The 23409-nt window shown below is 71.0% G+C and carries 17 protein-coding genes; 10 read left to right on the top strand and 7 right to left on the bottom strand.

Annotation, left to right across the window (positions count from 1 at the left end; translation table 11 throughout):
• Positions 1-25: 25 nt before the first annotated feature.
• Positions 26-1243: an inositol-3-phosphate synthase gene (locus G6O68_RS10780; protein ID WP_165247496.1), complete on the bottom strand. Its 1218-nt coding sequence runs from the start codon at positions 1241-1243 to the stop codon at positions 26-28.
• Positions 1244-1468: 225 nt separating this feature from the next.
• On the opposite strand from G6O68_RS10780, the gene G6O68_RS10775 reads away from it, so the two are divergent.
• Positions 1469-2869: a deoxyribodipyrimidine photo-lyase gene (locus G6O68_RS10775; protein WP_165247494.1), complete on the top strand. Its 1401-nt coding sequence runs from the start codon at positions 1469-1471 to the stop codon at positions 2867-2869.
• A 364-nt stretch (positions 2870-3233) separates the two neighbouring features.
• Here the strand turns inward: G6O68_RS10775 and G6O68_RS10770 are convergent, their stop codons facing one another.
• Together G6O68_RS10770 and G6O68_RS10765 are read right to left on the bottom strand one after the other, a co-directional pair.
• A complete protein-coding gene (locus tag G6O68_RS10770; protein WP_165247492.1) occupies positions 3234-5558 on the bottom strand; it encodes a DUF4159 domain-containing protein in 2325 nt (774 codons plus the stop codon).
• Between the two features lie 129 nt (positions 5559-5687).
• Positions 5688-6809 carry a hypothetical protein gene (locus G6O68_RS10765; protein WP_165247490.1) on the bottom strand — a complete coding sequence of 374 codons (1122 nt, stop codon included), beginning with the start codon at positions 6807-6809 and terminating at the stop codon, positions 5688-5690.
• A 680-nt stretch (positions 6810-7489) separates the two neighbouring features.
• On the opposite strand from G6O68_RS10765, the gene G6O68_RS10760 reads away from it, so the two are divergent.
• The 5 genes from G6O68_RS10760 to G6O68_RS10740 all read left to right on the top strand — a co-directional run bounded on the left by G6O68_RS10760 (position 7490) and on the right by G6O68_RS10740 (position 14893).
• Complete coding sequence (locus G6O68_RS10760; protein WP_165247594.1) at positions 7490-8455, top strand: AAA family ATPase; 966 nt, start codon at positions 7490-7492, stop codon at positions 8453-8455.
• A gap of 134 nt (positions 8456-8589) precedes the next feature.
• Entirely contained in the window at positions 8590-9486 is an 897-nt protein-coding gene (locus tag G6O68_RS10755) for a DUF58 domain-containing protein (RefSeq protein ID WP_165247488.1), read from the top strand.
• A gap of 5 nt (positions 9487-9491) precedes the next feature.
• Positions 9492-11717 carry a BatA domain-containing protein gene (locus G6O68_RS10750; protein ID WP_165247486.1) on the top strand — a complete coding sequence of 742 codons (2226 nt, stop codon included), beginning with the start codon at positions 9492-9494 and terminating at the stop codon, positions 11715-11717.
• Positions 11718-11843: 126 nt separating this feature from the next.
• Entirely contained in the window at positions 11844-14084 is a 2241-nt protein-coding gene (locus tag G6O68_RS10745; protein ID WP_165247484.1) for a glutamine amidotransferase, read from the top strand.
• Entirely contained in the window at positions 14054-14893 is an 840-nt protein-coding gene (locus tag G6O68_RS10740) for a class I SAM-dependent methyltransferase (protein WP_165247482.1), read from the top strand. The genes G6O68_RS10745 and G6O68_RS10740 overlap by 31 nt, the downstream gene beginning before the upstream one ends.
• A 36-nt stretch (positions 14894-14929) precedes the next feature.
• Here G6O68_RS10740 and G6O68_RS10735 read toward each other — a convergent pair whose 3' ends face one another.
• Positions 14930-16375 carry a hypothetical protein gene (locus G6O68_RS10735; RefSeq protein WP_165247480.1) on the bottom strand — a complete coding sequence of 482 codons (1446 nt, stop codon included), beginning with the start codon at positions 16373-16375 and terminating at the stop codon, positions 14930-14932.
• A 183-nt stretch (positions 16376-16558) separates the two neighbouring features.
• Here G6O68_RS10735 and G6O68_RS10730 point away from each other — a divergent pair, with 183 nt between their 5' ends.
• A complete protein-coding gene (locus G6O68_RS10730; protein ID WP_240911114.1) occupies positions 16559-16840 on the top strand; it encodes a hypothetical protein in 282 nt (93 codons plus the stop codon).
• A gap of 177 nt (positions 16841-17017) precedes the next feature.
• Positions 17018-18106, top strand: coding sequence for a TPM domain-containing protein (locus G6O68_RS10725; protein ID WP_165247478.1), 1089 nt, complete (start codon positions 17018-17020; stop codon positions 18104-18106).
• Positions 18107-18340: 234 nt separating this feature from the next.
• Here G6O68_RS10725 and G6O68_RS10720 read toward each other — a convergent pair whose 3' ends face one another.
• The 3 genes from G6O68_RS10720 to G6O68_RS10710 all read right to left on the bottom strand — a co-directional run bounded on the left by G6O68_RS10720 (position 18341) and on the right by G6O68_RS10710 (position 20766).
• On the bottom strand, positions 18341-19438 hold the full coding sequence (locus tag G6O68_RS10720) for a DUF1559 domain-containing protein (RefSeq protein WP_165247476.1): 1098 nt from the start codon (positions 19436-19438) through the stop codon (positions 18341-18343).
• 235 nt (positions 19439-19673) lie between these two features.
• Positions 19674-19865 carry a hypothetical protein gene (locus tag G6O68_RS10715; protein ID WP_165247474.1) on the bottom strand — a complete coding sequence of 64 codons (192 nt, stop codon included), beginning with the start codon at positions 19863-19865 and terminating at the stop codon, positions 19674-19676.
• Positions 19866-20391: 526 nt separating this feature from the next.
• Positions 20392-20766, bottom strand: a complete 375-nt coding sequence (locus tag G6O68_RS10710) for an IS630 transposase-related protein (protein WP_165247472.1) — start codon at positions 20764-20766, stop codon at positions 20392-20394.
• 645 nt (positions 20767-21411) lie between these two features.
• Between G6O68_RS10710 and G6O68_RS10705 the strand changes: the two genes are divergently transcribed.
• Together G6O68_RS10705 and G6O68_RS10700 are read left to right on the top strand one after the other, a co-directional pair.
• Positions 21412-22260: a carbon-nitrogen hydrolase family protein gene (locus G6O68_RS10705; RefSeq protein WP_165247470.1), complete on the top strand. Its 849-nt coding sequence runs from the start codon at positions 21412-21414 to the stop codon at positions 22258-22260.
• A 22-nt stretch (positions 22261-22282) separates the two neighbouring features.
• Complete coding sequence (locus tag G6O68_RS10700) at positions 22283-23392, top strand: hypothetical protein (protein ID WP_206108068.1); 1110 nt, start codon at positions 22283-22285, stop codon at positions 23390-23392.
• The last annotated feature ends 17 nt before the right edge of the window (positions 23393-23409 follow it).

Genomic DNA, 23409 nt, shown 5'->3' with positions numbered 1-23409 from the left:
CTTCCGTCGGATGGGGGCGTCGGGGTCAGCTCCGCTCGGCCTTGGCGGCGGCGACGTAGGCTTCGAGGCGGGCGAACTGCTTGAAGAAGTCGTTCTCGGGGTCGCCTTCGGGGCCCTTGAAGAAGCAGGAGAGGTGCTTCATCAGGCCCTTGCCGCCGCGCTGCTTCTCGACGTCGGCGAGCCGGGCGATGTCCACGCCGAGCGGGGCGGCGAGCAGGCTGTCGCAGCCTTGCCAGGTGAACTGGAGGGCCATCTTGGTGCCGAGGAAGCCCTTGAAGTGGATGTGGTCCCACGCGGTCTTCCAGTCGCCCATGTCGGGGACGTACTCGATCGAGACGACCGAGGCCGGCTTGTAGCCGAGGATCTCGGTGATGACCTTGTCCTTGGTCTCGACCTTCGACGACTTGTTCGAGGGGTCGTCGAGGACCACGCCGTCGCGGTTGCCGAAGATGTTGTGGCCGACCCAGCTCATCACCTGGAAGTTCCGCGCGGCGAACATGGGTGCCAGCACGGTCTTCATCAGGGTCTCGCCCGTCTTGCCGTCCTTGCCGCCGTAGAGCGAGCCGGTCATCTCGGCCAGCTCGCGGGCCGCTGGGAACGAGCCGCCCAGGCTGGGGGTGAAGTTCAGGTGGGTGTGCCCGCCCCGGAAGGCCGCCAGGGCGTACAGGCTGCTCGACGGCAGAACCGGGTCGCCGGGGCGGTCCAGCACGGCTTCCAGGTCCGCGAGCGACTCGTGGGCCGAGCCGGTGCGGAACGGGGGCTCGGTGCTGGAGACGTTCAGGACGATCAGGTGGTCGACCTTCTCGGCGGCGGCGAAGGCGTCGAGATCGGCCTGGATGCGGTCGATCGCCCGGCGGGCCGTCTCGCCCTCGCTCGATCCGGCGCCCCACGCGCCGAGCTTGGCGATGGTCGGGCTGAGGCCGTAGCGGGGGGCGGGCCGGACCCGCGCCGAGGCGGCGGCCAGCTCGTCGCGGCAGGCTTCGAGCCAGGCGGGGTCGAAGACGCCGGACGCGGCCCGGAACTCCTCGGCCGAGGCGGCGAAGCTCGTCTCGCGGATCTCGTGGCCGCCGACGACGAAGTCGCCGGGGGCGGGCAGGGGGAGGTCGCGGAACGCCGCCAGGTCGGTCGTCAGCCCGGTCTGGTCTACCAGCCCCTTCGCCATCGCCGCGAGGCCCACCGTGATCGTCGTCCCGACCCCGCCGAAGGCTCCCACGAGCCAGAGTCCAACACGCCGACGCGCCATGTTCGCTTCACCTGTTCGTTCGCGGTGCAGGGGGGAGGCAGGAAGGAGGAGGGGGGCCGCCGCCCGCGCGACGGCGCGCCCGGGACGGTCCATATCGCCATTATGGCCCCGGAGGCCCCCGCGTTCAACCCGCGCCGGGGCTCCGCCCGCGCCGGCGAGGCCGGGCGACCGCTACAATATCCGGTCGCATCGACCTTGCCCCGACCTCCTCGCCCGAGTCGTCCCATGCCCGAAGCGTCGCTCGAACGCCTCCTCGCCCCCCACCCCCGGGTCCGGGCGGCCCGCGTCGGCGCGCCGGCCCCCGGGGGGTCGTGCGTCGTCTACTGGATGCAGCGGGCCCAGCGGGGGGTCGACAACCCGGCCCTGAACATGGCCATCGCCGTCGCCAACGCGGTCGGCAAGCCCGTGATCGCGGTCTTCGGCCTCACCGCCGACTACCCGGGCGCCCAGCGTCGGCACTATCGGTTCCTGGTCGAGGGCCTGGTCGACGCCGCCGAGGACCTGGAGCGTCGCGGCGTGCCGCTCGTCGTCCGGCTCGGCGCGGCCGACGAGGTCGTGCCGGCCTTCGCCGAGGAGGTCGACGCCGCGTTCGTCGTCGGCGATGAGAACCCGGTCCGCGTCGGTCGCCGCTGGCGCGAGGCGGTCGCCGAGTCGCTCAAGGTCCCGTTCCACCTCGTCGACGCCGACGTCGTCGTGCCGACCTCGCTGTTCCCGAAGGAGGAATACGCCGCGCGGACCCTCAGGCCCAAGATCACTCGCGTCCGCGACGAGTTCCTCAAGCCGATCCCCGAGATCAAGGCCCGCCACGCCTGGGCCGGAAAGCCGCCCGGGGGGGAGGAGATCGAGCCCGACGCCCTGATGAAGAAGCTCCGGGTCGGCGGGGTGGCTGAGGTCCCCGGCTACGTCGGCGGCACGCGCGAGGCGATGAAGCGGCTGAAGCGGTTCCTCGACGAGCGGCTCGGCCGATACGCCGAGGACCGCAATGAGCCCACGCCGTACTGCACCACCGAGCTTTCCGCCCACCTCCACTTCGGCCACATCAGCCCGACGACCATCGCCCTGGCCGCGATCCAGGCCGACGGCCCGCGCGAGAGCCTCGATTCGCTCCTGGAGGAGCTGATCGTCCGGCGCGAACTGGCGATCAACTTCGTCGCCCGCAACCCCGATTACGACTCGCTGGCCGGCTGCCCCGACTGGGCCCACAAGACCCTCGCCAAGCACGCCGACGACCCCCGGCCGGTCCTCTACACGTCCGATCAGCTCGAACGGGCCGAGACCCACGACCCGCTCTGGAACGCCTCGCAGAAGGAGATGACGCTCACCGGCCGGATGCACAATTATCTGCGCATGTACTGGGCCAAGAAGATCCTGGAGTGGTCGCCGTCGGCCGAGCAGGCGTTCACGGTGGCGATCGAGCTGAACGACCGCTACGAGATGGACGGACGCGACCCCAACGGCTACACCGGCGTCGCCTGGGCCGTGGGCGGCAAGCACGACCGCCCCTGGCCCGAGCGCCCCATCTTCGGCACCGTCCGATTCATGAGCTACGAGAGCACCCGCAAGAAGTTCGACTCCGCCGCGTACATCAAGCGCGTCGAGGCGATCGAGAAGGGGCGGATGCAATGATCCTTCTCCCCTGGTGGGAGAAGGTGGCCCGAGGGGCCGGATGAGGTGACGAGCGAGACGGCCGTCGAGGTTTCGATGGGTGTCCCCAAGGCCGTCGGCCTCGCGCGTGGCTGCGAAATCCGAAGCTCCCCGCGAGCGTCCCCCCCTCATCGGACCGCTGAGCGGTCTGTCTTCCCCCGCCAGGGGGGAAGACCGTTCAAATCCTTCCCCCCTGGCGGGGGAAGGTGGCCCGAAGGGCCGGATGAGGGGGGGACGAGCGAGAAGGCCGCCGGATTTCGAGCGGAGCCGCCCGAGGCCGTCGACCTCGCGAGCGGGGCGGCGAAGCCCCCAACTCCCCGTTCGCGTCACGCCTTCGTCGCTCAGGTCAGGGCAGCGTCGAATAGATGACGATGTTGGCGGCGATGCGGAGGGCGCTCTCGTAGGTGTAGCCCTTGCAGTCGAGGCCGGAGTGGCGTTCGAGGGCGCAGCCGATGTCGAACTTGGAGTAGATGATCGACCAGTGGCCGTCGATCTTGACGCCTTCGAGCTGCGGGTAGTCCTTGCCGCCGCCGGCCGCCTTGGTGTACTGCGAGTCCTTCAGGTCGAAGAAGACCTTGTTGGAGAGCAGCTCGTCGTCCTTGGGGATCGGCACCAGGGGGTTGTTGGGGAACAGCTCGGCGACGAACCGGCGGAAGGAGGCGTCGAAGCCGGGGCTGCCGCAGGCGGCGTCGGCGAAGATGGTGCCGCCGCCGGGCTGGATGTGCTTGCGGAGCGCTTCCATGTCCTCGGGCGGGAACGACGCCGCGGCCCGGCCGTGGAAGTAGATCAGGGGGTAGTAGATCAGGTTCGGGTCGCTCGGCGTCAGGTCCTTCTGCGAGACCGCCACGTCGAAGCCCAGGGGCGGCTTGCGCAGGGCTTCCATCAGGTTGGGGACGGCCAGCGGGGCGATGTTCCAGTCGCCGCCGTGCTGGAGCTTGGCGATCCGCAGCGAACCGCGCTTGGGGACGTCGGCCTTGAAGTCGCGGACCTCGCGGACGACCAGCTTGTCGGCGGGCAGCTCGCGGCCGGTGGCGTAGTCGACGATGTTCTGGCCCACCATGGTCGCCAGGCCGACCGCCGGGTTCTTGCGGTCGCGCTCGGAGCGGTCCATCTGGTTCCAGTAGCAGGAGAGGTCCTTGGGCGAGTACATCACCACCGTCCGGCAGCCGTGCTCCACGCCCCAGAGCGGGTAGACGCCGGGCGTCAGCAGGTGCTTGGCCCGCCAGACCGGGTGGTCGTTCGAGATCGGCTTGAGCTTGTACGCCTCCTCGGGGAAGACCCGCTTCATGAGGTCGCGGAAGCCGACGTCGAACTCCTCGCGGCCGCAGCAGGCGTCGGCCACGATGAAGCCCCCCTGGTCGACGTAGTCGCGCAGGTTCTTCACGGCGACGTCGGAGAACTCGGGGGCCTGGTGGCCGTTGAACAGGACGATCGGGGCCTGGAGCAGGTCCTCCACGCCGGCCGAGCCGGGGTCGACCACCTGCCAGGTCAGCAGGTGCTTCCAGTCGGTCGAGACGAGGTTCACCAGGTTGCGGACGTCGTCGGCGTCGTTGTCCCAGTCGCCCTGCGGGCCGTGCCGCAGCTTGTTGATCAGCACGGGCGCCCGCCCCTTGGCGAGGAACAAAAGCGCGAAGCTGGTGGAGATGAGCGGGTCGTTCTCGTTGGCCGCCCCCTTCCAGAAGCCGCCGAGCTTGTCCTGCTCGTGGACCAGGGCCTCGGCCCCCTCGCGGTACCAGTCGTGCTCGCCGAAGAACCGCAGGCCGCCGAGCCTCCCGGCGCGTTCGACGCCGTAGAGGTAGTACAGCCGCCAGGCCTGGCCCTGGTTGATGTTCTGGCCGACCTGGAAGCGGCTGGCCATCCAGCCGATCCCGCGCTGGAGGTTCCTGTTGAGCGTCCCCTTGCCGCAGTTCTGGATGTTCTCGCCGTGGATCTCCTCGGCCCCCTGGAACCGTCGCAGGCCGGTGATGACCAGGCTGGAGATCCCGGCGGCCGTCATGCTGCCGGTCGATCCGCTGTCGCGCTGCTTATGGTGATAGCCCCAGCCGCCGTCGCCGCGCTGGGCGCTCTCCCAGTAGGCGCGGGCCAGGTTCCAGACCTCGGGCTTGGCCTGCACGCCGACCTCGGCGGCGGCCTGGAGGCCCAGGAGCGCGTACTGGCTGTTCGAGTTGTCGCCCAGGCCCCGCTTGCCCAGGTTGTAGCTCCACGAGCCGGGCCACTCGACGGCGTCGCTGGGGCGGATCTGGGCCCGCTCCAGCCAGTCGACGTTGGCGATGATCCGGTTGACGTCGGTCTTGGGGTCGGCGGCGGCGTAGACCATCGTCTGGAGGGCGACCGCGTAGGTGGAGTCGAGCTGCTCGGGGCTCCACCTCCGCAGGAAATCCAGCGCCTTGCGGATGGTGGGGGAGTCGGCGGGCTCGCCGGCGGTGAGCAGGGCGAGCGCGACCAGGCTGGTGAGGCCGGTCCGGGCCTCGCCGCCGACCTGGTAGTCGCGCCAGCCGCCGGTCTCGGCGATCTGCATGCTCTTGAGGTAGCGGACGCCGTCGCGGATGGCCTTCTCGACCTCCTCGTGCGTCACGGCCGCCCGGGCCTGGCCCGCCGTCCCCCAGGCGACGACAGCCGCCGCCGCCAGTTCGACGATCGCCCCGAACCGGCCCCGGAATCCGTGCGACATGGCGAGCCCTCCTCCCTCGAACCGGCCGCGACGACCGACCGGCCGGCGTCCTCTGACAATTATCCCAGCCATATCGGCCGGGGGCAAGTCGAGAAAGCGTCGGGGCGGGCCGCGGGAGGGGAGGCGGGGTCAGTGGGCCCTCGCCAGGTCGAGCGAGGGGGCCTCGGGCCGGGTGTCGAGCGGCAGCCGCAGGACCACGCCTGAGCCCTGGCCGGAGGCGAAGGCGGAGCGGCCGTCGAGCGAGGGGATGAGCGTCCCGAAGGCCAGCGCCTCGCCCGTGATCGCCGCCGCCGACCCCGGCCGGACCCGGGGCCGGCCCGTCTCCGGCGCGATCTCCAGGTCGGCCGCGTGGGCGACCGACCGGCCGGTCCAGGCGTCGTGGAGCATGTAGACGAGCTGCAGTCGGCCGTCGCGGCGGGCCACGTTCGGGAACCGCATCCGCGACCTCGCGTCGATCCCCGCCGAGTCGGCCGGGTCGAACAGCGGCCCGGCGTCGACGATCGACTCCCCCTCCTCGTCCAGCCTCAGCCACCAGGGCGAGATCGGCAGGGGCTTCCCCGCGTCGCCGACGCCCCGCATCCTGGCTAGCGAGACGATCAACAGCCCGCGCATCTCGGGGGCCTGGCTCCAGACGGGATCGATCAGGAACGGCTCGCGGCCCCCGGGGGCCTCGCAACGCCAGTCCAGCGCCCGCACCGCCGACCCGCCTCGCGCGACCTCCGTGGGGTCGTCGCCGGCGGCGAAGTGGTAGGAGTAGAGCTTGCCCGTCGACCCGGGGAAGACCACGTGGCCGGCCCGCGCGGGGTCCCAGGCGGGACGTCCGGTCGGCATGATCTCCAGGCCCAGGCGCTCGACCACCTCGGCCCCCGGCAGCCGGACGCGGACCAGGCCGATGGCCCCCTCGCCCGGGGTCCCGGAGTCCGGCGGCCCCGTCGTCGAGAACCGCCCGACGGCCTCCATGGAGCCGTCGGCGGCGACCCAGGGGGACGTGGCCAGGTAGTCCCAGCGCTCCGGGCCCGGCAGGTCCACTCGCCGCAGCCGCCCGTCCCCGCGATGGATCAGCTCCACGGGCCCGTGGACGGGCCGGACGTCGGCCGACAGGGCCTCCCACGGGTTCGCCGGGTCGGCCGGGGCCACGGCGCCGGCCGTCCGCGACGGGGCCTGCAGCTGCGCGGCCGTCAGGGCGGCCAGCGAGAGGCCGGCGAAGGCGAGGACCGCGAGACGGGCGATCGCGTGAAGACTCGTGATCATTTGGATGCTTCCAGTCTTAATTTTTTCGTTCTCGCCCCCGAGCGGGGCCCGCCGCGACTTCGGGGCGGTCGAGTTCGGTTCGGTGCCGCGGGGAGGCGCGGCGACGGCGGCGGAGGCGACCTCGCGGGGCCCGGGTAGGCCTGCGGGGTCCCGCCCGCGTCCGGCCGGGGGGAGGGCCGGGGACGTCGGGCGAGGGGGAGGGAAGGACAAGTCGGCGGGGTTTGTTCGTCGGACTTCGACGGCAGGCATTAAAGCAATTCGGGGGCCGACTCCGAGCCGCGAGCCGGAACCGCCCCACGACAACCGCCGTAACCACATGATTCAACACGATTTAAGACACCGAAAAACTCGGCGTCGGGTCCACGAAAGGCCTGACGGGAGGCGTCTGCGGGGGCGGCGGGGCGCGTCGACGTCTTGGGCGTCCCGCCGGGTTTTCGGGCGTGGCGCGGGCCTCGCCCGGGCCGGGAGGGGCCGAGGCCGTGTGACGGCGATCGGCCGGGCGGGCCTCCCGGTCGCTTGAATCGCGCATTCGCCACGCCCTACAATTGCGGACCGCCGGCGCCGTCGGGGCGCGGGCGGCGAGGCGGGCCTGTTCGAACCCTGGGGCGGAACACCGGATGTCCAACGCGAGCGACCGGATCACGCAGCTACTCGACGAGTTTCGGCACTCGCGGGACGTCATGGCCGCCGAGCTGAGCAAGGTCATCATCGGCCAGCACGAGGTCGTCGAGCTGATCCTGGCCGCCATCTTCACGCGGGGCCACGTCCTGCTCGTCGGCGTGCCGGGCCTGGCCAAGACCCTGATGGTCAGCTCGATCGCCCGGATCCTCGACGTCGGCTTCAAGCGGATCCAGTTCACCCCCGACCTGATGCCCAGCGACATCACCGGCACGAACGTGCTGGAGGAGCCGGAGTCGGGCCGCCGCGAGTTCCGGTTCGTCGCCGGGCCGCTCTTCTCGAACATCATCCTGGCCGACGAGATCAACCGGACGCCCCCCAAGACCCAGGCGGCGCTGCTCCAGGCCATGCAGGAGCGCGAGGTCACGGTGGGCCAGGAGACGCTGAAGCTCCCCGACCCGTTCTTCGTCATCGCCACCCAGAACCCGATCGAGCAGGAGGGGACCTACCCGCTCCCCGAGGCCCAGCTCGACCGCTTCATGTTCGACGTGAGGGTGGGCTACCCGTCGCTGGACGAGGAGAAGAAGATCCTCTCCGGGACGACCAAGGGGGAGACGCCGGAGCTGAAGAAGATCCTCTCGGCCAAGGCGATCGTGAACCTCCAGCGGCTGGTGACGTCGGTGCCGGCCTCGGAGTACACGGTGGACTACGTCGCCCGCCTGGTCCGCGCCACCCGCCCGGCCGACGAGCGCGCCCCCCAGTTCATCAAGGACCTGGTCGACTACGGCGCGGGCCCGCGGGCGGGCCAGAACCTGATCCTGGCGGGCAAGGCGATGGCCGCGATGGACGGCCGCTACAGCGTCTCGCTGGACGACGTCCGCAAGGTGGCGATCCCGGTCCTGCGGCACCGCCTGAGCGTCAACTTCCAGGCCCAGGCCGAGGGCCAGACCACCGAGTCCCTCATCCAGCGCCTGATCGCCGAGGTCCGCGAGCCCGAGACCCCCAAGTACGACCGAAAAGGGGCGTGAGCGGGGCTGACGGCTGGGCGTTCCCGGGCCGACGCACGTAGGATGATGGAGCAGATCCGGCCGCGCCTCGCGTTCGCGGGGCCGGGCCGTTGGCGAAAGGCCGCGCGCGTCGCGGCCGGCCCCGCGGAGCAGCCATGGGTACCGCCGAGAAGTTCCTGAAGCCCGAGGTCATCCGCCAGGTCTCGCGGCTGGACCTGCGCGCCAAGTTCATCATCGAAGGGTTCATCGCCGGGCTCCACGCCAGCCCGTTCCAGGGGTTCTCGGTCGAGTTCTCCGAGCACCGCAAGTACACGCCGGGCGACAACATCTCGGACATCGACTGGAACGTCTTCGCCAAGACCGACCGCTTCTACACCAAGAAGTTCCAGGCCGAGACCAACCTGACCGGCTACCTCGTGATGGACCTCTCGGCGTCGATGGGCTACACCCACCGCCAGGAGCTGACCAAGTTCGAGTACGGCGTCAGCCTGGCCGCGGCGCTCGGCTACCTGATGATCCACCAGCAGGACCCCGTCGGCCTGATCGCCTTCGAGAAGAAGGTCCGCAAGAGCCTGGCGCCGGGGAGCCGGCGGTCCCAGCTCGCCAACATCCTGTCGCTCCTGGCGCAGCTCAAGCCGGAGGGGGAGGCGGACTTCCAGGCCAGCCTGATGCAGGTGGCCGGCATGCTCAAGCACCGCAGCCTGGTGATGATCTTCAGCGACCTGCTGGCCGACCCCGAGCCGATCCGCAAGGCGCTCTACCGGCTGCGGTTCTCCGGCCACGACGTGATCCTGTTCCACATCCTCGACGAGGCCGAGGCCGAGTTCCCGTTCGACGGGATGCTCCGCCTGGAGGACAACGAGACCGGCGAGGTGATCGAGGTCGACGCCGACGCGATCAAGGCCGACTACCTGGAGGAGGTCGACGACTTCCGCGCCGGCTACAAGGCCGACTGCATCCGGGCCCGGATCGACTACGTGCCGCTGCACACGGGGATGCCCTTCGACAAGGCCTTGATGTCCTACCTCCTCTCACGCCAGGCGCGAGGCTGACGCCCATGGAATTCTCGCTCATGCACGCCGGGCTCGCCGCCGGCGCCGCGCTGGCCGCCCTGCCGGTGATCCTCCACCTGTTCATGCGGCCGACGCCCAAGCACATCGTCTTCCCCGCCCTCCGCCTGATCCGCGAGCGTCAGAAGAAATCCAAGAAGAAGATGCGGATCAAGAACTGGCTGCTGCTGGCCGCCCGCATGCTCCTGCTGGCCCTGATGGCCCTGGCCCTGGCGCGGCCGAGGCTCCACTCCGAGACCCCGCTGGGCGACGACTCGGTGCCGACGGCCCTGGGCCTGGTCTTCGACACCAGCCTCTCGATGGCCTACCTGGAGAACGACAAGACCCTGCTCGACCAGGCCAAGGACCGCGCCCGCGAGATCCTCGGCAAGATCCCCGACTCCAGCCTGGTCTTCGCCGTGAACTCGGCCGAGCCGGGCGTGCCGGTGGGCCTCACGCCGGCCACCGCCCGCAAGTGGATCGACGACCTGGCCGTCCGCCCGGTGAATCGCCCGCTGAACGTGGCGATGGGCCAGGTCTACGCGGCCGTCGCCGACTGCGACCGCCCCCGCCGCGAGGTCTACGTCCTCACTGACCTCGCCCGCTCCTCCTGGGACGCCGAACGCCCGGCCGAGGGCCTCGACCGCGTGGAGAAGGCCAAGGAGTCCAAGGCGACCGGCGGCCAGATCGCCACCGTGGTCCTCAAGCTCGGCCCCGAGGAGCGCGAGAACGTCTCGATCGACGAGGCGACCCTCCCCCAGGACGCCGCCCAGGGGGAGCCGGTCGAGGTCCGCGGCCTCGTCCGCGCCCACGGCGCCAAGCCCGCGAAGCGGATCGTCGAGTTCTACCTCGGCGGCTCCAAGAAGGGCCAAACGGCCGTCGACCTTCAGCCCGGCGGCCAGGCCGAGGTCCGCTTCTCCACCCCGCCGCGCCTGAAGGAGGGCGAGGTCCACCGGGTCGAGCTGCGCGTCACCGGCGCGCCCGACCCGCTCAATTTCGACGACCAGCGGTTCGTCAGCTTCGAGGTCCGCCCGGCGCTGAAGGTCCTGATCGTCTCCGACCTGGACGCCGACTCCGAATACGTCGCCATGGCGCTCGCCCCCGACCCGACCCCCGGCGCGGCGGGGGGCTACCAGCTCGAGCGGACCCGGCCGGCCGAGCTGGCCCGCTACCGCGACACGCTCAAGGACTACGCGGCCGTCTTCCTGCTCAACGTCGAGGCGCTCGACGACGGCGGCTGGGGCCTGCTCAACGCCCACGTCCACGAGGGGGGCGGCCTCGTGGTCGGCCTGGGGGACCGCTGCAAGCCCGCGAATTACAACGGCCCGATCGCCGGCCAGGTCCTCCCGGGCCAGCTCGTCGAGCCGGTCGCGCCGCCGGGCCAGGGGACCACCTTCGGCAAGATCGCCGACGCGACCCACCCGCTGTTCGACCGCTACTCCCGCGAGATCGACGCCCAGTTCGCCGTCATGCCCGTCTACCGCTACTGGAAGGTCAACGCCCCGTCGGGCTCGCGCACGCTCCTGAACTTCGCCGACGGCGCCCCCGCGCTGGTCGAGCGGAACTTCAAGGGCGCCCGGACCGGCCGCGTCCTGATGTGGTCCACCCCGCTCGCGCGGCGGGTGCTCCGCTCGGAGCGCGGGGCGTGGAACGAGTTCCCGAACTCCAGCTACTGGGCCTTCCCCGTGATCATGAACCTGACGATCCCGTACCTCGCCGGGTCGACCGGCCGGCAGCTGGTCTTCGAGGCCGGCGAGGACGTGCTGCTGGGGATGGCCCCCGACGCCCGGCCCCAGGACGTCCTGATCACCGGGCCCGACGGCAAGACCACCGAGCGGATCGCCCCGCCGCAGGCCGGCGAGCCCCTGAAGGTCGCCGCCCCCCAGCAGCTCGGCCAGTGGACGGTCGTCGCCGTGGGGCCCGGCGACGCGCGGGCGACGATGGGGTTCAGCCTCAACGCCCCGCTGGGCGAGAGCCGGTTCGCCCCGATGGAGGCGGCCGACCTGGACGTGGTCTTCGGCAAGGACGGCTACGCCCTGGCCGGCGACGACAAGGCGCTCAAGAAGGTCACCGAGCTGATCCGCGTGGGCCACGAGATCTTCCCCTGGCTCATGTTCCTGATCCTGATCCTGGTGACCCTGGAGAACTACCTGGCCAACACGTTCTACAAGGAGTCCCCCGGGCCGGCGAACATCGCCGGGACCTCCACCGGCATGGCCCAGGCGGGCGCCTGACCGGCCCCGATCCGGCCCGCGCTGGACGCGGGGCGGCCCGAGATGCGACAATCGTCCCAGGGGGCGGCCGGCGCGGCTTCCCCCTCCCGTCCCCCCGGTCTCCCAGCATCAGGTCCCCCCCGCGTCATGGATTCAGGATTCAGCGTCAGCCTCAATCCGATCGCCCCCTGGCCGTTCCTGGCGGCCGCGTCGCTGGCCGTCGTCGGCCTGACGATCGCCGCGTACGCGCGGAAGCTCCGCGGCCCCGGGGCGCGCTGGCGGTGGCTGGCGCTGGGGCTCCGGCTGTTCGCGGTGCTGCTCTGCCTGCTGGCGGCGCTGCGGCCCTCGGTGATCGTCCAGGAGAAGAAGAAGCAGGCGTCCTCGGTGATCTTCCTGGTCGACTCCAGCACCAGCATGAAGCTCCAGGACGAGGCCAACAGCCAGCCCCGCTGGAAGGCCGCCGAGGAGGCCCTCAAGGCCGGCGTCGAGGCCGCGAAGAAGCTCGGCGGCGACCTGGAGATCAAGACCCTGCGGTTCGACTCCACGCTCCGCGAGCCGAAGGCCGACGCGTCCGAGGCCGACACCCCCGAGCCCGAAGGCCGCGAGACCCAGCTCGGCACGGCGCTCATGGAGCTGGACAAGCGGCAGGCGCAGGGGGCCCGGCGGATCGCCCGGCTGGTCGTGCTGTCGGACTTCGGCTCGAACAACGGCACGAACCCGCTGATCGCCGCCCGCCGCTACCGCGACCAGCAGACGCCGATCTCGACGGTCGTCCTCGGCACCCAGGGCGCCGGCGCCGGCTCGCGCGACGTGGCCGTGCGCGACGTGGCCGCCGGGCCCACCGTCTTCGTCAAGAACAAGCTGGAGGTCCGGGGCACGCTCTCCGCTCGCGGCTTCGCCGGCCAGACGCTCGACGTCGAGCTGCTCGTCGAGGACCAGCCGACGGCCGTCGCCCGCGCCCGGATCAAGGTCCCCGAGGGGACCGACGCCGTGCCGATCACCGGCCTGAACTACATCCCCCAGACGCCCGGCGAGAAGAAGGTGACGCTCAAGGTCGCCCCCCGCGAGGGGGAGCTGGTGGTCTCGAACAACGAGATCAGCACGTTCGTCACCGTGCTCAGCGGCGGGCTCAACGTCCTGTTCCTCCAGGGGCCGAACTTCACCTGGGACTACCGCTACCTGATGAACTCGATCGCCACCTCGCCCGACATCGAGGTCAAGGGGGCCCTGATCCGCGCCCCGGCGGTCGGCGAGAAGGGGGAGCTGGACGACGAAGAGTTCACGCCGGGCCGCTACGACGTCTACGTCCTCAGCGACATGGCCGCGAACTTCCTCACCCGCAGGCAGCAGCAGCTCCTGGCCGACTCCGTGAAGAAGGGCGCGGCGGGCCTGATGATGCTCGGCGGCCGGGCGAGCTTCGGCCCCGGGGGCTGGGGCCAGACCGAGGTCGCCGACGTCCTGCCCGTCGAGGTCCACCCCGGCGACGGCGACATCGAGCCGGCCGGCGGCGTCAAGTTCACCCCCAACGCCGGCGGCCTGACCAGCTACCTCCTCCAGGTCGGCTCGGACCCGGCCGAGACCGGCCGGATCTGGGAGCTGCTCCCCAGGCTCCAGGGCGCGAACCGTTTCGGCCGGCCCAAGCTCGGCGCCGAGATCCTCGGCACGGTCGACGGCGTCGACTCCCAGCCGATGATGCTCAGCATCGAGACCGGCCGCGGCCGGACCCTCGCCTACGGCGGCGACACCTGGCCCTGGGCCCGGACCGAGGTCGGCCGCCCGGCCCACCGCAAGTTCTGGCGCCAGGCCATCTTCTGGCTCTCCCACAAGGAGAACCAGGGGAGCGACCAGATCAAGCTCTCGCTCGACCGCCGTCGCGCGGCCGTGGGCCAGACCGTCGAGCTGACCGTCACCGGCCGCGACGCCAAGGGCGCCCCGCTGACCGACGTGGTCTACGAGACCAAGGTCGAGCGCGAAGGCGAGCCCCCCGTCAGCGAGCCCGTCGAGGTCTACACCCGCGGCGACGAGTCCCGCGGCTCCTACGCCGCCGTCGGCGAGCCCGGCGACTACAAGGTCACGGTGATCGGCAAGCGCAACGGCCAGGAGGTCGGCCGCGACTCCGCGCGGTTCCTCGTCTACCAGGACGACCGCGAGCTGGAGAACCCCTCCGCCGACCCCGAGCTGGCCCGCCAGATGGCCGAGATCACCGCCGGCGAGGCCGTCCCCCCCGAGCAGCTCGCCAAGCACCTCGGCGGCCTCGACAAGGCCGCGTTCACCGAGTACGTCAGCCCCACCGAGCACCGGGTCTGGGACAACTGGCCCTTCTTCCTCCTGTTCACCCTCTGCCTGACCTTCGAGTGGTGGCTGCGCAAGCGCCACGGCTGGGTCTAGGCCCGAAGGGGAGCCCCATCGACGTCATCCCGTTCGACCCCCGCCGGTTCCGCACGGCCGCCGCGAGCTACCTGGAAGGCCGCCCCGCCTACCCGCCCCGGCTGTTCCGACGTGTCGCCCGGCTGGCCCGCCTCGACCTCTCGCACCGGGTGATGGACCTCGGCTGCGGGCCGGGGCAGGTCGCGATCGGCCTCGCCCCCTACGTCGGCAGCGTCGTGGCGGTCGACCCCGAGCCCGAGATGCTCCGCCTCGCGGGCGACCACGCCGCCGCGGTCGGCCTGGCGATCGAGCTGGTCCATGGCAGCTCCTACGACCTCGGCCCGGACTTCGGGAGCTTCCGGCTGGTCGCGATGGGCCGATCGTTCCACTGGATGGACCGCGTTGAGGTCCTCCGCCGGCTCGACGCGATGATCGAGCCCGAGGGCGTCGTGGTCCTCCTCCACGACGACCACCCCGAAGCCCCCGAGAACGCCTGGCACGCCACCTATCAACAGATCATCGCACAGTACGCCGACGACGACGTGGCCAAAGGGGTGCGGTCGCGATGGGCCGGCCACGCCGCCGTGCTGGGGGCCTCCGCGTTCCGCGACCTGAAACGGATCAAGGCGTTCGAACGCACCCGGGTCACGCTCGACGCCCTGATCCTGCGCACGCGGTCGATGTCGAGCGTGGCCCGCTCCCGCATCGGCCCCCGCGCCGACGACCTCGCCGCCGAGGTCCGCGCCGCGATGGCCCCCTTCGCCCGCGACGGCTCGCTCCCCGAACTCATCGCCTCCACCGCCCTGATCGCCGCCCGCCCCCCCGCCTGACCGCGGGGGCTTCCGGCGATCGGTAGGCCGGCTCGCTCAGCCGCCGTGCTTCTGCTGGAGGGTGCGCCGGAGCATCTCCGGGTCGAGCTTTAGGGGCTTGGACGGCTTCTTGGGGGGCGGGGGGAGGTCGTCCTCGTCATCCTCGACGTCGGCCGTGGGGAGGGGCGGGGCGTCGGGGGCGGAGACCGGGGCGGCCGATCGGGGGCGGGGGATCGCCGGGGCGGCCTGGGCGCCGGCGGGGCCCTCGGGAGGGAGCTTGGGCATGACGCCCGAGACGGCGAAGGGGACCGGGGCGTCGGCGCCGCCGGACTCGTCCTCGACCATGCCCTGGCCCGGGACGTAGCGCATGTCCGGCGTCTGGATCACGCGGTGCGCCGGCGGCGGGGCGACGAAGCCCCCCTCGGCGACGACCGGCTCGACCGCGACCGTCGACCGGCTGATGCGGCTCCGGTCGACCGCGAAGGCCTCCTCGTCGGCCGTCGCGGGCCGGGCGGGCGCGCCGGCCAGCGGGTTGGGGACGGGCTTGGACCGGAGGTTGCTCACCCACATCGAGAGGATCTGGTACGCCCGGTCGTTCGAACTCGGGAAGATCGGCCGCGTGTTCGGCCCCCGGCCGTGGGGCCGGAGCGAGCTGGCGAGCAGCTCGCTCCGTCCGGGGACCTCGCGGTCGACGAGTCGGAGCGCGGCGTCGAGGTTGGCCCGCACGGCCTCGGGCGTCTGCTCCGCCTTGTTGCGGACGTGCACGAGTTGGAACTCGCCGTCGTAACGCTCGGCGTGGCACTTGGCGCAATAGGCCTGCAGCACCGGGTGGACGTAGTTGCTGAACTCCTGGAAGCGCCTGAGGGCCGCATTGGGGGGGAGGTCGAAGACCAGCGGGAGGTCGTTGTTGCCCATCCGCCGGCGGGCCCCCAGGACCACCGCCATGTCGAGCGCGGCCGGGCTCGTGTCGACCACCTCGGCGCCGGCCTGCTGGACGCCGGCGTCCATCTGCTGGCGCTTGGCCAGGCGAGCCTCGGCCATCGTGATCGAGGTCTTCATGGCCGTGGCGCGGAGGTGCTTGGGGTCGATTTTGAGGATCAAGGCCAGGTGCTCCTGGGCCTCGGCCGGCATCCCGTTCGCCAGGCACCACTGGGCCAGCTTGAGCTGCTCGTCCATGTCGTCGTCGGGGACCTGGTCGCGCTTGTAGGCGTGGACCTCGGCCATCGTGGCGAAGATCCGCTCGATCTTGCCGGCGGGGAACGTCATCGCGCCGACGGGCTGCGTGACGATGACCTTGTCCTCCTCCTCGTCCTCCGTGACCACGCCCTTCACGAACCGCCCGTCCAGGAGCAGGACGAGCTTCTCCGCGGCCGCCGCGGGAGCCGCCTGCGCCGGCGGGGCGGGGAGGGCCGCGGCGGGGTCGACGGGGTCCTGGGCCTTCCAGCCCGCGAGCCCCAGGGCGGAGAAGGCGACGACGACGAGCGTGCGATTGGACTTGATCATGACCGCGAGGCCCTATCACGGCACCCGGGGGCCGACGGCTCCGGGCGGCGCGTCGAGAATTCTGGGGGAGATGTGGTGGCGGGACGTTATCGCGGGTCCTACAATTCGTCAAGCCGAAGCGACGGCACGGATTTTGTTTGTAAATAATGAAGTTCCAAGGCCTTTCAACCGAGGGCGCCGGCCGTGTCCGACGAATCCCCGATGCTCCGCGACCTGATCGGCCAGGTGGTCGTGGTCGACCTGATCTCGACCTACGTCTGCCTGGGCACGCTGGCCGGCGTCGACCCGCTCTTCCTGGAGCTTCGCGACGCCGACCTCCACGATTTCCGGGACGGCGCGGCCACGCGGGAGGTCTACGTCTACGAGTCCGTGAGCCTAGGGATCCGCCCCAACCGCACCCGCGTCCTGCTCCGCCTGGCCGACGTGGTGGCCGTCTCGCGGTTCGGCGAGGTGGCCATCGCCTGAGCCGGACGGCCGATTTCGCCGAACCGATCGGGGTCGCCGACGTACCACACTGGTGAAAGAATTCGTCGCGGGGAGCGAATCTCCTCGCGCGGGCCGACTCGGCCCCGGGGGCGAGATTTCGCGTCCGACGACGTCCGATTGGGCGCGGGACCGCCCGCGCCGGAAGGAAGGAGACCCATGCCCTCGACGATGACCCTCCGTTGGTCCATGCCGCTGCTGGCGGCGGCCGCCCTGGCCCTCGCCGGCCCCGCCGCCCACGCGGCCGAGGTCCGCGATCGCGCCGGGATGTTCTCGCCCCAGGCCGTCAAGAAGGTCCAGGAGGAACTGACCCGGATCGAGAAGCAGACCCGCGTCCCGATCACCATCGAGACCATCGAGTCGATCCCCGGCCTGGGCTCCGAATCGCCGACCAAGGCCATCACCAAGCTGGCCGTCGAGCGCGATCGCGAGGTCGGCGCCGAGGGGATCTACATCCTGCTCTCGAAGAAGGACCGCGTCCTCTCGAACGTCCTGGTGCGCCAGAAGTACGCCGGGGCGCTCCCCGAGCCCGCCCGGATGAAGATCCGCGAGGCCTTCATCGGCCCGTTCAAGAACGGCGACTACGACGGCGGGCTCGCCGCCGCCGCCGCCGCGATCGACTCGGCCCTGCCCGACCGGCCCGTGATGGTCGGCACGGCTCCCGGCGCGCGGGGGCTTGTCCCGCGCGGCGAGGCCCCGGGCCGCGTCCAGGTCGAACGCCGGGAGCAACGGCCCGGGCAGTTCGGCTTCGGCTCGCTGCTGATGATCGGGCTGGGGATCCTGGCCGTGCTGTTCGTCGTCCGCCTCATCGGCGGGGCGTTCAACGGCGGCCGGAACGCCGGATATCCCCAGGGCATGCCCGGGCCCGGCGGCATGGGACCCGGCGGCATGGGCCCTGGCCCCGGCTACGGCGGTCCGGGTTACGGCGGCCCCGGCTACGGCGGCATGCCCGGCCGAGGCGGCGGCTTCTTCTCCGGCATGCTCGGCGGCCTCGGCGGCGCGGTGGCCGGCAACTGGCTCTACGACCAGTTCTCGGGCCGTCACTCCAGCCCCGGCCAGCAGGCCGACGCCTCCAGCCACGCCCCGTTGACCGGCCAGGACGACTTCGGCGGCGACCCCTACGGCGACTCCATCGTCGGCGGCGACGACGGCGGCGGCCAGGGGGGCTCCTGGGGCGACTCCGGCGGCGGCGATTGGGGCGGCGGCGGTGGAGACTGGGGCGGCGGGGACGAAGGCGGGAGCTGGTGACAGGCTTCGTCGTGCCGGCCGACCGATCGACAGGAACGGGGACGCTCAGGCGTCCCCGTTCTTCGTTGATGGGCGAGTGGGGGGCTTTCCCCTCGCTCGCCGTGGACCTTCGACGCGAGGCCTTCGCTCCGCAGGCGCTGGAGGCAGGCATCGCCTCGATCCAGGTCCAAAGCAAAAGCCCCGGAAGGGCGAACCTTCCGGGGCTTGCGATCGCTCATGCGGGCGATGGACTGATCAGAACGCGTCGGAGCCGACGATCTCGCCGCCGTCGCGGGTGCCGAGGGCCCAGATCACGGTCTGGGCGACCGAGGACTTGAGGTAGCGGACCGAACCGTCGCCGAAGAGGGCGTTGGCCCCGCCGGGGTGGTAGCTGCTCATGCCCACCGCGCCCCAGGCGCCGTCGTTGTCGCCGCCCCAGTTGACGATGATGCAGTTCGGGAAGTTGGAGTTCGGCGGGACGAGGGTGTTGCCCAGGGTCCGGCCGAGGAGGGCCTGGCACCACATCTGGCCGATGAAGCTGCGATGGTTGGTCGGGTTCGTCCGGGCGAGGGCCCCGCAGTCCGTCAGCCAGGGGACGAACGAGGCGCCGCCGTAGGGCATGTTGGCGCCCGGCTGGTTCCAGTCGGCGACGTTCTGGGGCGTCGACGTGGAGATGACCATGTCCTGCGGATTGCTGAACTTGTTGTTGTTGTTGTCGCCGGAGCGCCACTCGCCGAAGGCGATCGTGTTCGCGGTCCCGTCGGTGATGTCGCGGACCCCGTAGGACGCGCCCCCCACCTCGAAGAGCCCGTTGGGGCGCGAGTTGGGATTGTAGAAGAACTGATTCATGCTCGCCCCCATGGAGGCGAAATAGTTCGTGTAGGGAGACTGATTCCCGGCCAACCAGCCGCCCGGATAGGGGGGCGACGAGGGGCAGGTGAAGGCCGTGATCAGGGTGAGCGTGGCCGACGTGTTGGCCCACTGGCCTTCGGCGGCGTCGCTGGCGTTGGGGAGATTGAAATTGATGGCGGCGAAGATCGCCGTCTGCTCCATGTAGGGAAGCAGCATCGAGTGGGCGCTCCAGTTGCCCCACCCGGTTCGCACGGCGCCGGCGACGATGACCGAGCCGCCGCCCATCGGGAAGGACCCGACGGACGAATGGTAATTGTGCATGGCCAGGCCGATTTGCTTCAGGTTGTTGGTGCACTGGGCGCGGCGGGCCGCCTCGCGTGCGGACTGCACGGCGGGGAGGAGCAGCGCGATCAGGACGGCGATGATGGCGATGACCACCAACAACTCGATCAGCGTGAAGCCGCGCGAATCGCGAGGGGATGAGATCGAAGAGCTTCGCACAGAGGATTCTCCAACGGGATCGGAAGAGGGAAGAAAATGGCAGACCGGGACGCTAGGCCCCGAGGGCGGTCGGATCCCGCCCGAGGCCGGGCCGCGACCGTTTCATCACGACGGCGGCCCGCACGCCCGGATTCGACCCGAGCCCCGCGCGGACGGCGAGGATCTCGGCGATCGGAGTCCGGGACGCCGATCGGTCGCACCCGGTCGGGAGGGGTGACCGGGTGGTCAGGGCTCGTCAAGGCAGCACGGACGGGCTCGAGCCCGGCGGGGTCTTGATCTTGCTCTTATCCTGCGCCGGCAGCGGCGGGGGCGAGTCGACCTTGGCCAGCGGGATTTCCTGCTGGCTGTCGCACCCCGAGGCGAGGGCCAGGAGAAGCAAAGGCGCCGCGGCGATCGCGACCGTCAGGGGCAGCTTGCAAAGCTTCATGCGGATCAGACTCCGTGTTTGTTGTGTCGTCGCCGACTCGGCGTCGCCGGAATCGTCGGCCGGATGCGGATCCAGCAGCCTTCCTCGAGGACGGCGGGCCGTGCTGTCGGAGAGGCGTTTCCGGTGGAGAAGCGGGGCTCGCACAGTCCCGCTTTCCATCTTGAGCCCGAATCTCAGGTTGCCGAGGCCCGGCGAGCCGGGCGCAAGTCGCGGACGCACTAAACCCCTGTCTTTAGGGACCTTGCGACCGACGAAAACACCCGATCAATCATCCAGGAAGATACGACTCGACCGACGCCCCTGTCAACGATGTACTTCGGGGTTCATTTGAACGGTTTTCGATTGGGTGTACCGCATGATGACCGACGGCGATCGGGTGGCGAGGGTGCGGCCGTCGGCCCATCACACCGAGGCGTTTCGCCGCGAGGATCGCGACTCGATCGCGCCGGGCCCGGGGCCGGGGTTGGACGAAGCCCGGCCCGGCCGGGCTTTGCGAACGGGTCGCGCCAGGCCGCCCGCCCGGCGTTCAACTCCGGGCGGTCCGGCTCGGCCGCCCGCCGCGACGTTTCTTGCGCGTGACCCCCAGCCGCTTCAGGGCCCGGTGCACGGCCGAGACGCAGCACGAGACGCCGGCGGCCCGGGCCAGCTCCTCCAGCGTGGCGTCGTCGTCGGCCCGGACCGCCTCGAGGAGCCTCCGTTCGGCCACGGCGTCGAACGCCGAGGCGTGGCCGCCGCCGTGCGGCCTGGGCTCGATCGAGCCGGTCTCGCGGCGTTGCCGCATCAGCTTGCGAATCCAGGCGACGCTGACCGAGAAGCGGGCGGCGATCTGCTCGCGGGTCGCATCGCCGGCGTCGCACGCCGCCACGACCCGCTCACGCAGGTCGGTCGAGTAGGCTTTCATCCCCGAGAACCCCTCCCCAGCCACCCAGGCGGACCCGCTTCAATCGCCACACTCAACGGAAAAAAATCGCGCGATTTTTGTTTAAGATTTATCGAACAAACCTGGCGTTCGTGTCATTCCGAAACGCCCGGCAGCCGCTGCACCGATCCGAAGGATGAATGAAAAACCCCGACCGCGCCAGGGTTCAGGGGGCCCGCCATGACGTCGGAGGCCGGAACATCTCTCTTGTCGCGATCCCCATGGGAACGTCCGAGGAATCCCATGTCCACGGAGTCCCCTGCGAGGAGGCCTCGGGGACGCCGACGATTCACGAATCGGCCAGACCAAGGGGGGAACCTCGAGCCCGGCCGGCTCGGGCATCTTAAGCGACATTCCTATTGTACCAGCAGTCCTGGACGTGGAATCCTGCTTGACCGACCGAATCGGATCCGGAAGTTGGCGTCGGAATCAATGCGATCTTCACGCCTTGCCGCGCCCCACCGCCGCGGGCCGTTGAAGTCGCGACGGACCGGCCCGGGATCCGTCAGGTCGTCCTGAGGCGAATCTTCCATCGAGACGCCGGCCAGGGTCGTCCCTATCGCCGGGCCTCCGCGCCGACTATGCTCCGTCGTGAACCGTCGGCGGGCCGGGAGCGGGGAGGGCGGCATGAGCACGGATCGACGAGGCCACCGCGTCGGCATGGCCCAGATCCTGGTGGAAGGGGGCCGGCCCGAGGCCAACCTGGAGCGGGCCGCGAGCGCGATCGGCGAGGCCGCCGCGAAGGGCTGCCGCCTCGTCGTCCTGCCGGAGTGCCTGGACCTGGGCTGGACCGACCCCTCGGCGCGCGAGCGGGCCCGGCCGATCCCGGGCCCCCACGCCGATCGGCTGGCCGTCGCCGCGCGCGAGCACGCGGTCCACGTCGCCGCCGGGCTCGTGGAACGCGCCGGCGATCGGCTCTACAACTCGGCGGTGTTGATCGGTCCCGGCGGGGAGATCCTGCTGCATCACCGCAAGATCAACGAGCTGGACATCGCCCTGGACCTCTACTCCATCGGCGACCGGCTCGGGGTGGTCGAGACCGAATTCGGGACGATCGGCCTGGCGATCTGCGCCGACAACTTCGGCAGCTCGCTGGCGATCGGGCACGTCCTGGCCCGCATGGGGGCCCAGCTGATCCTGTCCCCCTCGGCCTGGGCGGTCGACGCCGATCACGACGAGTCGCGCGAGCCCTACGGCGGCCTCTGGCTGGACTCGTACGCCGAGCTGGCCCGCCTCTACGACGCGACGGTCGTCGGGGTCAGCAACGTGGGCCGGATCACGGCCGGTCCCTGGAAGGGCCGGAAGGTCATCGGCCGGTCGCTGGCGATGGGCCCGGGGGGCGTCGTCCTGGCGCGAGGCCCCTACGGCGACCGGGCCGAGTCGGTGGTCGTGGTGGAAGTCGCCCCCCGGCCGCCGATCGCGCGAGGGACGGCCGTCGCGGACGCCCTGGAGGCGCGGGGCTATCGCGGCGTTTGAAGAACGCGAAGGGGGTGAGGGGATGAGGCTGGATCACGTCGCTCGGCTCGGGCTGATCTCGGGTTTGATCGTCGGGGCCTACTCGACGGCCCCTTCGGGGGCGGACGAGCCGAAGCGCAGGACCGAGATCGCGATCCGGGGCGACGGCTTCCTGATCGACGGCCGGCCCACCTACGAGGGGCGGACCTGGCGCGGGCGATCGGTCGAGGGGCTCCTCCTCAACAGCCGGATGGTGCAGGGGACCTTCGACGACCTGAACCCCGAGACACGGCCCCTGTGGGCCTACCCGGACACCGGCCGCTGGGACCCGGAGCGGAACGTCCGCGAGTTCCTCGCCGCCATGCCCGAGTGGCGACGCCACGGCCTCCTCGCGTTCACGCTCAACCTGCAAGGCGGCAGCCCCCAGGGGTACTCGAAGGGCCGGCAGCCGTGGGAGACCTCGGGGTTCACGCCGAAGGGGGAGCTTCGCCCCGAGTTCCTCGACCGGCTCGTCCGCATCCTCGACCGGGCCGACGATCTGGGGATGGTCGTCATCCTGGGGGTCTTCTATTTCGGCCAGGACGAACGCCTGGAGGACGAGGCCGCCGTGCTCCGCGCCCTCGACGCCGCCGTGGACTGGGTGCTCGACCGGGGCGATCGCCACGTCCTGATCGAGGTGAACAACGAGTGCAACGTGAAGTACGACCACGCGATCCTCCGGCCCGACCGCGTTCACGAGCTGATCGGACGCGTGCAGGCGCGACGGCGCGGCGACCGGCGGCTCCTGGCCGGGACGAGCTACGGCGGCGGGACCGTGCCCGGCGAGAACGTCGTCCACGCCTCCGACTTCCTGCTGCTCCACGGCAACGGCGTCGGCGAGCCGGCCCGGATCGCCGAGACGGTGCGCGAGACCCGCCAGGTCCCCGGCTACCGGCCGATGCCGATCCTGTTCAACGAGGACGACCACTTCGACTTCGACCGGCCCGAGAACAACTTCGACGCGGCGCTCTCCGAGCACGCCTCCTGGGGCTACTTCGACCCCGGCGCGAGCGACTACCGCGACGGCTACCAGTCGCCCCCGGTCGACTGGGGCCTCGGCACGCCCCGCAAGCGCGCCTTCTTCGACCGAGTCCGCGAGATCGCCGGGGACTGACTGAGGGGGGCCCGGCC

The organism is Paludisphaera soli (genome assembly GCF_011064595.1).
Lineage (GTDB): Bacteria > Planctomycetota > Planctomycetia > Isosphaerales > Isosphaeraceae > Paludisphaera > Paludisphaera soli.
The sequence above is the reverse complement of the archived record's forward strand: the minus strand, read 5'-3'. Positions and strand labels throughout refer to the sequence as shown.

Coding starts and splice junctions, on each gene's coding strand:
- G6O68_RS10700 (WP_206108068.1), top strand. CDS start 22,283: ATGAGGCTGGATCACGTCGCTCGGCTCGGGCTGATCTCGGGTTTGATC.
- G6O68_RS10780 (WP_165247496.1), bottom strand. CDS start 1,243: ATGGCGCGTCGGCGTGTTGGACTCTGGCTCGTGGGAGCCTTCGGCGGG.
- G6O68_RS10710 (WP_165247472.1), bottom strand. CDS start 20,766: ATGAAAGCCTACTCGACCGACCTGCGTGAGCGGGTCGTGGCGGCGTGC.
- G6O68_RS10705 (WP_165247470.1), top strand. CDS start 21,412: ATGAGCACGGATCGACGAGGCCACCGCGTCGGCATGGCCCAGATCCTG.
- G6O68_RS10775 (WP_165247494.1), top strand. CDS start 1,469: ATGCCCGAAGCGTCGCTCGAACGCCTCCTCGCCCCCCACCCCCGGGTC.
- G6O68_RS10735 (WP_165247480.1), bottom strand. CDS start 16,375: ATGATCAAGTCCAATCGCACGCTCGTCGTCGTCGCCTTCTCCGCCCTG.
- G6O68_RS10755 (WP_165247488.1), top strand. CDS start 8,590: ATGGGTACCGCCGAGAAGTTCCTGAAGCCCGAGGTCATCCGCCAGGTC.
- G6O68_RS10725 (WP_165247478.1), top strand. CDS start 17,018: ATGCCCTCGACGATGACCCTCCGTTGGTCCATGCCGCTGCTGGCGGCG.
- G6O68_RS10745 (WP_165247484.1), top strand. CDS start 11,844: ATGGATTCAGGATTCAGCGTCAGCCTCAATCCGATCGCCCCCTGGCCG.
- G6O68_RS10715 (WP_165247474.1), bottom strand. CDS start 19,865: ATGAAGCTTTGCAAGCTGCCCCTGACGGTCGCGATCGCCGCGGCGCCT.
- G6O68_RS10770 (WP_165247492.1), bottom strand. CDS start 5,558: ATGTCGCACGGATTCCGGGGCCGGTTCGGGGCGATCGTCGAACTGGCG.
- G6O68_RS10765 (WP_165247490.1), bottom strand. CDS start 6,809: ATGATCACGAGTCTTCACGCGATCGCCCGTCTCGCGGTCCTCGCCTTC.
- G6O68_RS10760 (WP_165247594.1), top strand. CDS start 7,490: ATGGCCGCCGAGCTGAGCAAGGTCATCATCGGCCAGCACGAGGTCGTC.
- G6O68_RS10750 (WP_165247486.1), top strand. CDS start 9,492: ATGGAATTCTCGCTCATGCACGCCGGGCTCGCCGCCGGCGCCGCGCTG.